This window comes from Fervidicoccus sp. SLHALR4, from assembly GCF_058692745.1.
The window spans coordinates 658,523-673,211 of the sequence record NZ_CP182483.1 but is presented as its reverse complement, the minus strand read 5'-3'; the positions used below and the strand labels follow the sequence as shown (position 1 = coordinate 673,211).

The window sequence follows — 14,689 nt, the reverse complement described above, 5'->3', positions numbered from 1 at the left end:
TATTAAGGCTAACCTCCAATGGCTTGTAGGACCGATTGGTACTTCTGCATAGCAGCATTTCTCCACTGCGACATCAGTCCGTCAAGCAGAGATGGGTTGCTCAAGACGGCATTGTTGAGCTGTATAGCTACATCCTGAGTTAATGTGGTTTTCTGTCCATTCAGAGGGTTGGAGAAGACGACGAAGTCGGTTAGCATCTGCTCGAGCTGCTGGAATCTCGTCTGGTTTATCCTGCCGCTGGTATATGCTTTGACCAGCGCTATCCAGGCATTCTGGAGGTACTGGACTTCGTCGGTAAGGGTAGCTTTGAAATAGTTCTGCATTATGTATTCATAGCTCAGAGCGAGGCTATCGCTGAAGTTTATAGATGGGGTCTGAGAAGCCGCCAGGTAGGCCTGGTATAGATCGCTCCTTGCCTTACCTTCAGTGGTGTTGAAAACGTTGGGATTTGCCGGCAGCCTATTTATGTTCTTGTCTAGCCAGACCTTCTGCCCGTCAGGGGAAAGCACCCAAGCTATGAAAGCTTGGGCCTCCACAGGATGCTTTGATGTGGAGAACAGAGCTATTGGATCGCCATTCACTATACTCTCGTTGGTGGGGATCACGTAGATGCATGCTGGATTCTGGTAGTGAGCCGTGTAGCCGTAGAAGTCGATGGTTATTCCTACGATCCTCTCTCCCCTTATTACAACGTCCCTCACTTCTTCGCTGCTCTGGCTTATGTAGGAGTTGGCGGCCATGAGCGTTATGAGCCTCCAGCCCTGATCCCATCCAAAAGCCTGGAGAATTATTTCATACATCCTCGTGTTGCTCGTGCTGCTTGTTGGGTCTGCAATAGCTAGGGGGGCTTGACCTGTGCTAGCAAATACTTTCCCGAATGCCAGGGATCCCAGATCTTCCCACTTCTGCGGAATGGGCAAACCGAACTGCTGCGCCAAAGCTGTGTTGACGGTAAAACCGAACGATGAAATGGCTGCGGCAACCCAATATATCTGCCCATCCGGTCCAGTTCTCTTCATCGGAACACCGGCTATCTGATCGGGAATTTGAGAAGCTGCCTGAAGAGCTAGCGGCAGTGTCAGCGGAGCAGTGAGGTTGTTAAGGTACATGGTGTCGAAGAGGGTTGGCCCTCCTCCCCAGCCAAGATCTACGCTCTTAGCCACTGCTGTCTGAGGCCACAGCCCGGGAGGAACAACTATGAAGTTCAAGTCCACTATATTGTACTGCTTAGCAATAGTCGAATTGAGGAACATTTTCCTCGCAAGATCGAGGATGTCGGTTGAGTGCCTGGTGAGTATTGTCAGAGTGACACCCTGGGCCTGTGTAGTGGTCGTAGTAGTGCTTGGCGGTGTGGTGGTTGTAGTAGTCGCAACTATGGTGGTTGTTGGAGTTGTGGTCGTGGAAGTGGTTGCTTGAGTTGCGGTTGTTGGAGCTGGTGAGGTTGTGGTAGGAGTTGTTGTTGAGGGGACTCCGCCTCCTCTCGTTGCCAAGTAGACTCCTGCGACAGCTATTATGAGGATTACTACAACAGCAACTATAACGAGCGAAGTTGAGACTGCTCTTGTTCGAGACATGTTTATCGCCGCCTTCTGACCCTCAAATTTCTTATTTTTTATAATTAAAATTTTTCCTCCAGTTATGCTTGAATGTATAAGCTCATTAACAATTTAAAAAAGAATTATTTTGGAAAGATTACTTCTTCGGCTTCATAGCAACAGCTACCAGTGCAACTATGAGAGCCACTAGGCCTATAGCTATCCCAGCATACGCCATTCCGGAGCTCGCAGCGCCACTCGCTGCCTGCAGGGCGGAGTTGGCTGTCGAATTAACATTTGATAGCTCGCTCTGGAGAGATGAGAGCTGAGAGCTCAGCTGAGAGATCTGGCCATTAGCATTTGCTAATGCAGATTGAGACTGCTGCAGCTGCTGCTGGAGCTGAGATATCGTCTGCTGCGCAGCTTGCAAGCTGCTTTGAGCCTGGGCCAGCGAGGAGCTCAAGCTCTGCTTATCATTAATGTACTGCTGAACGAACTTGAGCTCGCCCATGTATCCTGATATCCAGAGTATCATGTTCCTGAAGAATCTGGGTCCATCGAGATTGACGCCTATATAAGATGCTGAAATTCCCGGCTGATAGCCCCCTATCGGTGTTTCTCCGCTGACAACGACAAATCTAGTGGCATTGCTTCCTCCTATGTTCAGGGTCATCTGCTCAGCTGCCAGCAGCACATACCTTCCGGTATCTCCAGCGCTCGCTGTCTTTCCCAGCTCGCCTGGCGCTCCAGGCTGCTGGGGCTGATTCTCTGATATTTTTCCTTTATCGGTTGTCCATGCAATTCTGTAAATGTTGGGGAGCCTAGAGCTGTTCAGGTTGTGCCAGTTCCCTTGATCGTCAACGTAGGCAACAATTCCTGGGCCGTGGAAGAGGACCTTCTGAGCAGCAAATGCCACAACCTCAGCTCCAGGATCCGGCTGTATGAGCCCAGCCACTCTGTACGTTGCTCCGCAGTTGCTGGCATAGTCATCAACCGAGACGAAGTCCTCCCTGAGGTGGGAGCCTATGGCTTCTGCGATCATATCGATCTGGTGCATCGCTATTTCTTGGCTACCACCCTGAGCAGGATAGTCGCTGTCGCCTGCAAGCCATATGGCTTTCTGCATCGTTGCGGTTGAGTTGAACCAGTTCGCAACGGCCTGCACTTCAGCAGGAGAGAAGACCATCGTGGGTTGCGGTATTATTATTACGTTCACGTTCTTCAGGTCGTTCGTTATGGTGTCAAAAGTGCCCACAAGTATTTTGTATGCCAGCTCCTTCACTATCGGAGAGAGGGAATTGGCCTGATCTTGGCTCGAGACCAGGACATAGAATTCTGCCTCTGGAAGGACCTTTATAGCCATGTCAAGACCAGCTGCAGATTCGCCGTGAGCCAAATCAACCAGGACAACGATGCCAGGCTCCGAAGCTCTCGCTGCTGGGAGAAAAGCTGAGAGACCCAGCAGAACGGTCAGTACTAATATAGGTAGTAGTTTTCTATTTACCATTATAGATACCTCTCAATCTTTATTGCAAAAATAGTTTGAGAGGGATTATATAAAAACGTTTCTAATTGGCTGTCTGCAAAAGAAGGACGTTTAAATTGAAAATTAACGACAATTAATTTATTTTAAAAAAATTATCTTTTAAATAGGAAGACTGCGGCTATGGCCACTATCACTACAACAATAACGACCGCGATAACTGCGGAGCTGATTCCTCCTCCCTGCGCTACTGTTGATGTTTGAGCTGGTGTAGTGCTAGCTGGTACAGTCTGCGATGCGGTAGTAACGGCACTTGTGGTAGTTGTGGTAGCTGCTGTTTGAGTCGTCGTAGTTGCTGCTGTTGTTGTGGTAGTTGTCGTGATAGTAGTTGTTGTGGTTGTTGTCTGCGTAGCTGTAGAGGTTGTGGGCGGCGAAGTAGTAGTTGTAACAGGCTGAGTTGTCGTGGGGACAGTTAAGCTCAGATTCGTCCAGCCAACATCGCTGGAGAGGCCTCCCGAGTTCTCAGCTACCACATCGAACTGAATATACGGAACGTTGGCTGGAGGTATTGTTGCCTGGTAGTAGCCCTGTCCAACATCCCTCATCAGATATTCCATCGTAGTGCCATTGGGGAACTTAGCTATCAGCATCACCTTTGCCACTCCCCATTCTGGGTCGGATGCCTGGATGCTTATTTGAATCGAGTCTCTCCCTGCTACTGGCTTCTGGGGGAATACGAGAGGTGTTCCAACGGATGGTGGGGTTGTGTCGTTCGCCACAGAAGTGAGGAGTATTCTGACGAGATCGTTGGCAGATTTTGGCATAGTAACGTGTATGATGCATGAATATTGCCCGCAGCTCATGGAAGCTTCGGAGACGTTTCCGAGAGCAAGCAACTTAGCCCCGCTCGGTATCATTGATGAAAGAACGTGTATGCTTAGGTTGAGCTGATTCCCTGGGGAGATCACCTGGAGCTCTTTGACTCCGTCGGCCTGAAATATCCAGGCGAGGGTTTTGTCGGTCGTAACAAACTTTGAGAAGATGTTCTCAACCGGTATAGATGTTGGGCCGGAGAAGACGTCTGGATTGTCTGCCCTCGGAATCACTGAAACAGTGCCGTTCGCAAATACGGCAATGAGCCTGAAGCCGTGGTAGTCGGCGTGTCCGTGATAGGAGGCTGTAGCTATTGGACCAACGGGACCTCCAAGGGCTGTCGTGGTTATGAACCACGTCTTACCATTGTAGAGGACAGCACCATCGCTGTGCACGTGGCCAGCTAGAACCAGGGAAATGTTGTATTTCTCAACCAGCTCCAGAACTTTCGAGGCCGCAGTGAGGTCGCTTGCCCATGAGCTGTAGAAGTACTGCTGCAGGGATGCTATGTTGGTATAGGAACCGTTTATCTTTCCATAGAGGTCGGTCCTGAAGATTGGATGGTGGAAAGCGAGAATTTTCACTGAAGCGTCTGTGTTGTTCTTCAGAACCTGCTCGGCCCAGTTTAGCTGATCGAGGGGAACAGTCCCTGTCGCTCCAGAGTCCAGGGCTATTATCAAATACGGCCCCCAACGCAGGTAGAAGTAGTTGGGTCCTATGTACTTGTGCCAGTTGTTGAGGGAAGAGTCTCCGGAGTAGTCATGATTTCCGGGGAGAATTATTGTAGGGAGAGTTGAGAGCTGGGTTATCCTGACGAAGTCCGCATATTGCGAGGCGATGCCGCCTGTATCTGCTATATCTCCTGTCTCTATTATGAGGTTTGCTCCGAGCATGGGAGCCAGCAGGATGGCGTTGGTGTAGAGGTCCAGGGCATCTTCGGTCTTCGGATAGCTGTTGACCACCCCTATATGGACATCGGTGAAGTGGGCTATTACCAGCTCCTTCGGCCACTCAGAATACACGACCACTGACCTCTGGGAAATTGTGGTTTCGTTGCCGGATGAAACGATGAGGTCGTAGAGTCCTGGCGTGAAGTTGCCTACTAAAGCATGGAGCACGAGGCTCCCCCCGCTCACCTCATAAGTATAGTTGAGAGCATATGTTGTGTTTCCAGAGGAAATGCTGACTTGAAGAGACGATGGATCGCTCACTCCTGTGAGAGTGATGTTCAGCAAGTTTCCAGGAACCACTGCCTCTGGCTCGCCGAAAAGGGGGAAAGTCACAGTTAATGCAGATTGAGCGTTGGCCGTAGAGGCCACTGCTGCAATGACAAGCATAGCAATTGCTATGAGGAACAAAGTCTCTCTTTGACCACACATAACAGTTCCACCTTAAGCCTTTTTATTGAATTTATAATTAAAAAACATTTTCTTTCCCTTGAGCTAACACAGAAAAGGGTTTGGCGAAGAGCGGAATGTTCAATAAATGTTTTATAAGCATTTTTATAACCTATTTATAACCTGTAAAATGAAATTGAGGGCGGTGGGGATGCAGGAAAATCCGCTCGATATCGCTCGGATGGGAAGAGAGCACTGGAAGCTCTTCGCAATAGTATCTCTCAGCCTCCTTCTGGACGGCATCCTCTTCTCTCTCGTTCCAGTAACACTTTATTTGATACGGATTCTCTCTTCGAGGGCCCCTCTAATTCTAATGCTCAATTCGCTCTCGTTCATGATTGGTTCGCTCAGCTTCGGTCTGGTCTCAGATAGGTTTGGGCGGAGGATTGGTTTAGTGCTTTCGCTTTCCATATATGCTCTCTCAACGATTGTATATGCAACGCTTGCCAACACTGGCCATCTGAACCTTTCCGAAGCAATCGTTTTGACCTGTGCTATAAATTACGGGGTTGGGGCTGAGGTAGGGCCCTCCTACGCAGCTCTCTCAGAGCTTATGCCAGCTAAGCACAGAGGTAAGCTGCTTATGCTTGCTCTCAACTTCTGGAATGTGGGGGCTACCCTCATAGCCTCAATTTCCCTCTTCTACTCGAAGCTGACTTCGGATCTGAACACGATCTTGACTTACACCTTTCTCACGGCCATCTTTCTCTCCTTTATTGTTCTCGCAGCAAGGCTCCATATAGCAGAATCTCCAAGGTGGCTGATCTTCAAAGGGAGAAGAGAGGAAGCTCTCGACGTAGTTGAGAGATTCACTGGAAGGAGGGTTTTGCCAGAGTTTGCCGAGTCCGAAAGAGTTGGGCTCATGCCCGCAGTTAAAAAGTACGTGCGCAGGTTGCTGATACTGATGGTTGCTGTAACGGTTCAGCTCATAACATACAATCTGGCAGCATACTACGTACCATATGCCCCGGGCTTCCCCTTTGGAGAAGGGGCTGCTCCGTTGATAGTTGCCGTTTCAAATCTCGGGGCTTCAGCTGGCGCAATCCCATTCTTATTCCTCATTGATAAGAGCAGAAAAGCTGCCCTCCTTTCTTCATTTGCTCTTGGAGCCGCTACATCAGTGATTCTCATTTTGACCTTCAATTCTTTTCCTCTCTTCGCGGCATCGCTCTTTATGAATATGATTTTCTCTGAATGGGCCTATGGAACAGTTGCAGTGCTCGAAGGAGAGCTGTTTCCAACTGGCATAAGAGCATCTGCTGCGGGGTTCATTACAGCTGTAGCCTGGCTAACCAACTCGCTTTTGGTTGGGGCGATGGCTCTTTTGAATGCAAAGACAATGCTTTATTTCAATTTCACTCTCTGGATGATTGGGTGGCTGGTAGCAACTTATTGGGTAGTTGTGGGAAAAGAAACTGCGGGAAAAAGCCTGGAGGAAGCTTCTTCTGAGGTCTGAGCTTATTTTTTCTCCAGAACAATGATTCCAGCAGGTAGCTTTATTCTGAGGAGCAATGTTTCCCATGCTCTGTATTCAATTTCTCCGTCTCTTGGACCGATCTCATCTACTTCGGTATCAGCGCCCACAACTAAGTCTATGGCGGAGCTGCTGAGGGACAAGGCAACAGCTTTTCCCTCTGGAAGCCAAGGCAGCATGGTGACTTTATCGAATAGCTCACCGATCCTCTTCAGTTCAGATATCCCTGTGTGCTCCGTGTGCTTCAAGAGCTTCGCATAATCGCTTGGATTGAGCAACAGGGCATACGGCCTGGGAACCTCGCTTGACGCCAACATGCCAAGAGCAGTTGCGGCATCTGCAAGGCCAGCGTTTGGAGAATTCCAGTCGCTCATTTCAATTCTTTGAGAATTAACGCAAGTCAGAAGTCCCTTTGCTCCATCTTTTTCGGAACCGAACAGAACCAGCTGGTCTTCCATCTTTGCAAGCTTCATGCCGGCTTTCTGGGCTGACATGAACTCCGGCAGAGCGCCGCTCTTTCTCCAGAAATCTATTTCCCTCTGTTTAACGGAAAATGTGGTCTGAATTTCGATAAGCTGAGAGAATTTGAGCTCTTCTCCTTCGATGATCTGCACTACCTCCGCTCCTCTCCCCAGCTTCTGCATCGGAACGATCTTTCTCAAGTACCTTGAAGCGTCGGCCGATTCCAAAACCTTCTTCTTGAGGAGCGACAAAACATCCGAAGCATTCTCTGACTGCTCAGGGGGGTCCGCCTTTTCATGGTTGCTCTTTATACCCGTGAGCTCCTCTACTTCTTTCGCTCCGCTGGCGAGCTCGGCGGCCTGTTCCGGATCGAAACTCTTGAGGAGCGCGAGGAACTCTCCAGCGTGTGTTTTTTCTTCCTTGGCAATGTCGAGGAAAACCTTCTTTATATTTTCATCCTGAATATAGTTGGCTAGCTGCTCGTACAAGCTGACTGCATCGAGCTCAGCTATAATGTTCAGCCTGATAGCTTCTAATATTTCCTCCTTGGAAAGCTCCCTCTTTGGAGGGAGCTCAAGCGGATGCTTGGAGAGCAAGAATTTCACCCATCAGTAATAAGCGCTCTATTATCATATAAAGTTATTTCAAAAAATGATGAATGTATCCATATTAGTAGCGCAATTCTCCATGTGCCAAGAATTTTTAGGCTTCTAGAGGTTCTAAGCTCGCTTGCTAACCTCCTTCCAGCTCTGAGGGCGAAGGATCCGCTCGGCGGCTCATCGGTTTCCCGCATCTGTTTGAGAATACATCTGCAACAGCCTTTTATGAAATTAAGGCTGAGAAAGAGGTTAGCATATTTTCGGTGGAGGTTTTATGAGGAGCCCTTTTTCCCCTTGAATATGTGGTGGGCCCGGGGGGATTTGAACCCCCGACCTTCGGGTCTCTCCCAACTTATCCTTTTCCAGTCATATTTCATCCCCCCTGCAGGAGGTCAACAGACCCGTCATGACTCTTGCTAGTGACGGGCCAGGCCAGCGAAATTGACTGGAGCTTCAGCCCACGATCCCCATGGACGTGGACCGCTGCTCTGCCTGGCTGAGCTACGGGCCCTCCACCGGACATCATTATTTTCTTAGCTCAACAGAAATTTTATACTTTTGGGTTCTAGGTCTGGGTGGGGGCAAGGAAGTATGTTATCTTCCCTCCTCCGAGCACTTCGAATTCCAGCTTTATAGGGGCCTGAGAAGAGAATTCGATTGAAAGCGAATCGCTCACCTTAGTGAGGGACAGGATATTTGAGAGGTAGATGATGTCGTACACGCTCTTCACATTCCCCTTCACATCTATTTCGAGAACTGAGGAGGATTCGCTCGTAAGCTCGGTTCTGTACCTTCCTTCTTCGCTGGATATGATTAGCTTACCGTCTTCAGAAGCCTCGAAGACAGCATTGCTCCCCGCTACTTCGGCATCTTTCAGTATCGTCTTCAGAGGATCTGTGAGCATTCTGATTCTAGCATTGAAGGAGATGTTCAGCTCGGGTATCTCCTGCGAAGCAACCTCGATGTTTCTCAGCCGGTATTCTTTCTTAGAAGACGAGACCAGCTTTATCGTGGCGCTTTCCTCATCAGCTTCAATTTCCAGCCTGTCGCCTCTCCTGGCGCGCTTCATTACTTTGATGACAGTGCTCATGCTGAGCCCAACATCGAGGGGACTTTCCAGCACGTATTCGGAGAAGGCGCTTTGGGGGAAAGATACGTCTATAAGCGCCACGTTGCTGGCATCCATTGCTCTGATTCTCAGCCCTTCATCGCTGAACAGAAGCTTAACTTCTTCGACCAACTTTGAAACGGTTTCAAACAGGTTTTTGAATATAGAAGCATCAGGATAAACGGCATGAACGCTTGGCAATAGTGCTCTCACCTTTTCATCCAATATCTAATGAAAATCTACCACGAGAGCATTATTTTAGGTTTGTGATCCGACTGCTTCTCTCTAAATGTTCATTCCGTTCATTTCATATTTTTTCGCGGTTGCTTTTATGGATTTACTCCTTGCTTAGAGGGCTCGCCTAGCTATAGTTTTTCCGTTTGGTCAGTATCACTACGGCTACCAATGCGATTAATATAATGATGGCGCTTGCTTGGGCGGTCATCACTATATTCGGATTTGTTTGCTTCGATATGATGCCCAATAGCGCCCACACTATGACTAGGCCGTATGCGATATCTCTTCTCGTAGCTGTTACGATTAGAGTTAGGAAGAGGGCAACTATTATGATTATAATTGCCCATGTTTCAGGGTCTATTCCGAACCCGTCCCAGTTTGCCGAAACTAGGGCAACTGCGACGTTGGCTATGGCTGCTATAGTTATCCAGCCGAGATAGATGCTGAAGGGTAAATGGATTGCAATTCTCTCTTTCAATGGAACTTTCTTTTTTCCTATGCCAAGACGTGTGTAAATCAGAATCAGACCGATTAGAAGCACCATCATAACGAGAACCGACAAGGTCACTAGGTCGTATTGCCAAAGGAATATCCAGACAATATTTGCGATGCTTATGAGGACAAACAGCCAACCTATTTGTTTATGATACTCTTTTTCTCTCTGGCTTGGAAGTGCTTGATAGAAAACAAAGACACCTAACAGCAAGTAGATTACGCCCCAAATGGCGAAAGTAAAACCTGCAGGAGTAATTAGTGTGGTATATTTTTCAGATATGGTAGCGGTGTTCACACCACCTATAAGCGTCGTACTGCCCGCTAATCCGTTTATTATTACAGTCAAGACATAAGCAATAATATTCGCCCAACAAAGCAGAGAGGAATTGTTTTTCGCCATTTTTGCTTCCTCAAAGCTATATTTAACTTGAATATATATAAACACAAAATATTACCGCTAACTCAACCAAAATATTTGCAAAATATTTGGCTGACGCCTTCTAGGCATAGCATAGGACTCTAGAGCCTTCTCCCGCACACATCTATTATCATCAATGAGAAACTGAGAATAAGTAACTCTTTCCCTAATCTTCGGGCACATTAGTTTTTTGGGGAGAGAGCCCTTTGCCCTGAATATGTGGCGGGCCCGCCGGGATTTGAACCCGGGACCAACGGGTTAAAAGCCCGCTGCTCTACCTGGCTGAGCCACGGGCCCTCAATCGATGCCCATGGATTATCAGGGTTATATGGAGTTAAAAATCTTTTAGATTTTCGTTTTTAACCAAGCTCTGAAGAGCTTTCCTCGCTTATACTCCTAGCCCATTAAAACACTTTTCTTCGTCCCAAGAAACTTGTTATTGCAAGAATAAGCATGAATCGCGATAATAACAGAGAGAAAGGTTTATAATTGTTAAGTTTAGTTATTAATAATTGTAAAAAAGATGTGAAGTGATTGGATTGAGCATCAATTACCATTCTAGACTGGATAAACCATACATAAAGGCATACATACCAAAGCCGAAGTACAAGTGGAGCAAGCTGATTAATTGGGACGAAGCGAGGATTTACGACCTGAGCCAGCCTCTGAGCATTTATACTCCGCCTTTCCCAACATATCCGCCGTTCAAGATGTACTGGATAAAGACTCTTCCTGAAAACAAAGTCCAGGCACAGGCTATAGAAACCGCCTGGCACATAGGCACCCACATGGACGGGCCGATCCACTTCGATCCTGGAGCCCCCTCGATCGACATGATTCCGCTGGATCACTTCGTCGGAGAAGGAGTCATCGTCGATATAAGCGATGAGGTTGAGGACCTCAGCATATACACATCTGAAATGATAGAGAGGAAGCTCAAAGAGCACAACTTGGAGCTGAAGCCTGGAGATATCTTGATAATTCACACCGGCTATCACAAGTACCAGTGGGACCAGCCAACAGCGGACACTGTGAGATATCAGCTGATGCATCCAGGCCCAACAGCAGAGTTTGCTGAGTGGTGCGTGAAGAAGCAGCTCAAGTGGACCGGTGTCGATGCTATAAGCCAGGACCACCCGCTTGATACCGTGATCAGGAAAGTTAGGCCTGATATTGCGGATTTGTTCAAGGAGAAGTTCGGGAAGTCCGTCGACGAAGTGATGCCGTGGCCGAAGAACTACCAGGTCCTGCATACATATACATTCCCGAGGGGAGTTCTCCACGCAGAGAACCTGGGAGGAGAGATAACTAAGGTTCTCAACAAGCGCTGCCTGATCTCAGGCGCTCCGATTAAAGTTGAGGGTGCCGAATCAGCATTCGCCAGAATCTTCGCGATATGCAACGGGCCTGAGTGAGACCCGCATATACTGATCTTTTTTTAAAAAGCTACTCATACTTAATGGTGAAGAAAAGTGGCAAAGAACAGAGTTTCGGGTGCAGTTGTTGAGAAAAACCTGATGAGGGATAGCCTCCAGCTCATGAAGATCAGCGAAGAGCTCAAGAAGCTCAGCGGAGTTATAGAAGCAATTGCAGCAATGGGTACAGATACCAACAAGCAAATAGCAGAGCAGCTCGGACTCCTCCTCCCGGAAGTGGAAAAAGCTTCAGATTCTGACCTCTTCATAGCAGTAGCTGCAGCCGATGAGGATTCTCTGAAAAACGCTCTTTCCAAAGCTAAAGAGATGCTAAGCGCTCCGGTTTCTGGCGGGGAGATGGAGTACCTCGATGTTGAATCCGCTCTCTCCGCGATGCCTGACGCCAACTTAGCTCTGGTCTCAGTTCCAGGCGAGTATGCCAGAGATGTGACCATGAAGTTTCTGGAAAGAGGGATCCACGTCCATCTATTCAGCGACCACGTTCCTGAAGAGCACGAAGTCGAGCTGAAGAAGTATGCTTACGAAAGAGGGCTCCTTGTGCTTGGACCTGGCGCTGGAACCTCGATAATCAACGGGAAGGCGATAGCATTTGCAAATGCCGTGAGGAGGGGTCCTATAGGGATAGTAGCAGCAGCTGGAACAGGACTCCAGGAAGTCAGCTCCCTCATACACAACATGGGGCTTGGAGTGTCCCACGGGCTTGGTGTGGGAGGAGGCGACGTGAAGAATTACGTTGGAGGGCTGATGACTAAGCTATCGCTCCGCTACTTGGAAGGAGATCCCGCAACGAAAGTCATAGCGATCGTTTCGAAACCACCAGAGCAGGAAACGCTGAACTCAATACTCGAATATGCCGAGAAAAACACCACCAAGCCCCTCGTCCTCGGATTCATGGGAAAGGTGAGCATAGAGCTCCCAGAAGGACTGAAGAGGAGGACCAGCGTAGCGAGGACTCTCCATGCAACCGCGCTGGAGGCTGCGAGGCTTGTCTCTCCTTCAAGTTACGAAGACTTGAAAAGAAAATATACAGTGCCATTTGAAAAGATCAACGAAATTTTAAAGCTGCACTATGAAAAGCTGAAAGACACACAGAAATACATCAGGGCTCTCTATACCGGGGGTACGCTGCTGAGCGAGTCCCTCATGATATTCGACCTGCTTGGATTGGAGATCTACAGCAATGCTCCCCTGAAAGGGCAGAAGAAGCTGGAAGATCCATTCAAGAGCGTCGGAAATACCGTGGTGGATCTGGGAGAGGAAGAGTTCACAGCAGGAAGAGCTCACCCAATGATAGATCCTACGATAAGGAGGCTCAGGCTCATCGAGGAAGCGAAAGATCCCGAGACAGCTGTCATTCTGATGGACTTCGTGCTTGGATACGGAAGCCATCCGGACCCAGTAGGGGCCCATATAGAGTCCATAAGGCAGGCGAAGAGGATCGCTGAGGAGGATGGGAGGCATCTGATCATAATAGGCTATGTGCTCGGCGTTGATGAGGATCCACAGGGGTACAGCTCGCAGAAGAAGAAGCTGGAAGATGAGGGGGTGCTGGTCTTTCCAACAAATGCCATATCTGCCTTGGCAGCTGCTGCAGCGGCCCTCAGAGGAAGGCTCGATAGAGGGAAGCTCGACGTTCTCTACAGAGAATACCTGAATGCATATACATCTCAATCGAGGTGATGGTGCATGTCCCAAGCCAGGAAAATTTTCGATGAAGAGCTCAAAGTGATAAACGTAGGGCTTCGCATATTCTACGAGGAGCTGAAGAGGCAGGGCATAAAAGCAGTGCAAGTCAACTATCAGCCTCCTCCCAAGCTGGAGAAAGAGCTGAAGGACAAGCTCGCAGAGTTGTTATAATTTTTTAAAATTTATTCGTTCAAATAAAAACCGTGAGCTGATGGGAAATGTCCCTCAAAGAGGAAATAGAAAACGCAAATAAAAAAGCAGTAGAGAGAATGATGGAAGCTGAGCCGTACCTCATTGATACAGGCTTGGCTAAGGATGTGATTCCGGGATTCAAAGAAGACATGCTTCTCCATGCCGGACCCCCTGTGACTTGGGAAAGAGCTTCCGGTCCTATGAAAGGTGCTATAATCGGAGCCCTCATCTATGAGGGGAAAGCCTCCAGCGAGGAAGAAGCGATCAAGCTGGTGGAGAGGAATGAAGTTGTTCTGAAGCCCAACCATGAGCTCGGCTCTGTGGGCCCGATGGCTGGAGTCATATCCCCAAACATGCCGGTATACATAGTGGAAGACAAGAAGTTCGGTATAAGAGCGTTCAGCAACTACAACGAGGGGATCGGCAAGGTTCTGAGGTACGGGGCTTATGATGCTGAAGTCATAAAAAGGTTGAAGTGGATGGCTGAGGAGCTCTACCCCGCGATGAAGGCGGCATTGAAGGAAGCCAAGAACGATAAGGGAGGAATAAACTTCAAGTCCATAATACAGCAGGCCCTCCACATGGGGGATGAGTGCCACAACAGGTACGTTGCAACGACGAGCAAATTCATGAACGAGCTGGCCCCATACTTGGTGAAGGCTGACCTCCCGAAGGATGTCTTCTTCAGGGTCTGGGAGTTCATGAAGAACAACAACTTCTTCACCCTGAACATAGGGATGGCTTCAGCCAAGGCCATGACCCTCGCTGCTCATAATATTAAATACAGCACAATAGTGACGGTAATGACCAGAAACGGAACAGATGCTGGCATATGGGTTAGCGGTCTGGGGAACAGGTGGTTCACTGCCCCTGCTCCGGTACCCAAGGGGGTGTTCTTCCCAGGGTTCACTCAGGATGATGCTAATCCCGACCTCGGAGACAGCTCAATTACAGAGACAGCCGGCTTCGGAGGCTTCGCCATGGCCGCTGCTCCGGCAGTAGTGAGCTGGGTAGGCGGCTCAGTCGACTTCGCCGTTGAGAACACGAAGAACATGTACAACATCACCTATGCTAAGCACAAGTACTTCACCATACCGTACCTTAACTTCCAGGGAACGCCGACGGGTGTAGATATAAGGTACGTTTTGAAGACCGGGATAACCCCAACGATCAATACGGGGATTGCGCACAAGAAAGCCGGAATCGGGCAGGTTGGAGCCGGAATAGTGAAGTTCCCATTTGAGATGTTCAAGGACGCCTTCAAGGCCTATGTCGAGCAGTACGGAGCGTAAAG

The 14,689-nt window shown here is 48.7% G+C and carries 11 protein-coding genes and 2 tRNA genes; 5 read left to right on the top strand and 8 right to left on the bottom strand.

Going from position 1 to position 14,689, the window contains the following annotated elements:
* Positions 1-8 precede the first annotated feature (8 nt).
* From ACLGLO_RS03575 to ACLGLO_RS03565, 3 genes are all read right to left on the bottom strand, one after another.
* On the bottom strand, positions 9-1,574 hold the full coding sequence (locus tag ACLGLO_RS03575) for an ABC transporter substrate-binding protein (protein ID WP_492129018.1): 1,566 nt from the start codon (positions 1,572-1,574) through the stop codon (positions 9-11).
* A 118-nt stretch (positions 1,575-1,692) separates the two neighbouring features.
* Positions 1,693-3,042: a hypothetical protein gene (locus ACLGLO_RS03570; RefSeq protein ID WP_492129017.1), complete on the bottom strand. Its 1,350-nt coding sequence runs from the start codon at positions 3,040-3,042 to the stop codon at positions 1,693-1,695.
* Positions 3,043-3,173: 131 nt separating this feature from the next.
* Entirely contained in the window at positions 3,174-5,270 is a 2,097-nt protein-coding gene (locus tag ACLGLO_RS03565) for a metallophosphoesterase family protein (protein ID WP_492129016.1), read from the bottom strand.
* A 169-nt stretch (positions 5,271-5,439) separates the two neighbouring features.
* On the opposite strand from ACLGLO_RS03565, the gene ACLGLO_RS03560 reads away from it, so the two are divergent.
* On the top strand, positions 5,440-6,744 hold the full coding sequence (locus ACLGLO_RS03560; protein ID WP_492129015.1) for an MFS transporter: 1,305 nt from the start codon (positions 5,440-5,442) through the stop codon (positions 6,742-6,744).
* Between the two features lie 2 nt (positions 6,745-6,746).
* On the opposite strand, the gene ACLGLO_RS03555 is transcribed toward ACLGLO_RS03560, so the two are convergent.
* The 5 genes from ACLGLO_RS03555 to ACLGLO_RS03535 form a co-directional block, all read right to left on the bottom strand.
* Positions 6,747-7,820, bottom strand: coding sequence for a family 1 encapsulin nanocompartment shell protein (locus ACLGLO_RS03555; protein WP_492129014.1), 1,074 nt, complete (start codon positions 7,818-7,820; stop codon positions 6,747-6,749).
* A gap of 306 nt (positions 7,821-8,126) precedes the next feature.
* Positions 8,127-8,334 (bottom strand) — tRNA-Trp (locus tag ACLGLO_RS03550).
* Positions 8,335-8,388: 54 nt separating this feature from the next.
* Positions 8,389-9,156: a proliferating cell nuclear antigen (pcna) gene (pcn, locus tag ACLGLO_RS03545; RefSeq protein ID WP_492129013.1), complete on the bottom strand. Its 768-nt coding sequence runs from the start codon at positions 9,154-9,156 to the stop codon at positions 8,389-8,391.
* A 136-nt stretch (positions 9,157-9,292) separates the two neighbouring features.
* On the bottom strand, positions 9,293-10,063 hold the full coding sequence (locus ACLGLO_RS03540; protein WP_492129012.1) for a TspO-related membrane protein: 771 nt from the start codon (positions 10,061-10,063) through the stop codon (positions 9,293-9,295).
* Positions 10,064-10,301: 238 nt separating this feature from the next.
* Positions 10,302-10,378 (bottom strand) — tRNA-Lys (locus ACLGLO_RS03535).
* A 242-nt stretch (positions 10,379-10,620) separates the two neighbouring features.
* Between ACLGLO_RS03535 and ACLGLO_RS03530 the strand changes: the two genes are divergently transcribed.
* From ACLGLO_RS03530 to ACLGLO_RS03515, 4 genes are read left to right on the top strand one after another with little or no spacing between them, the layout of a single operon-like run.
* The gene (locus ACLGLO_RS03530) at positions 10,621-11,496 is read left to right on the top strand and encodes a cyclase family protein (RefSeq protein WP_492129011.1); all 876 of its coding nucleotides are present in this window, start codon (positions 10,621-10,623) and stop codon (positions 11,494-11,496) included.
* Positions 11,497-11,553: 57 nt separating this feature from the next.
* The gene (locus ACLGLO_RS03525) at positions 11,554-13,197 is read left to right on the top strand and encodes an AllF/FdrA family protein (RefSeq protein ID WP_492129010.1); all 1,644 of its coding nucleotides are present in this window, start codon (positions 11,554-11,556) and stop codon (positions 13,195-13,197) included.
* Between the two features lie 6 nt (positions 13,198-13,203).
* Positions 13,204-13,374 carry a fdrA domain protein gene (locus tag ACLGLO_RS03520; RefSeq protein WP_492129009.1) on the top strand — a complete coding sequence of 57 codons (171 nt, stop codon included), beginning with the start codon at positions 13,204-13,206 and terminating at the stop codon, positions 13,372-13,374.
* Between the two features lie 47 nt (positions 13,375-13,421).
* Positions 13,422-14,687 (top strand): YlbE family protein, encoded by a 1,266-nt coding sequence (locus ACLGLO_RS03515; protein ID WP_492129008.1) that lies wholly within the window; start codon positions 13,422-13,424, stop codon positions 14,685-14,687.
* Positions 14,688-14,689 lie beyond the last annotated feature (2 nt).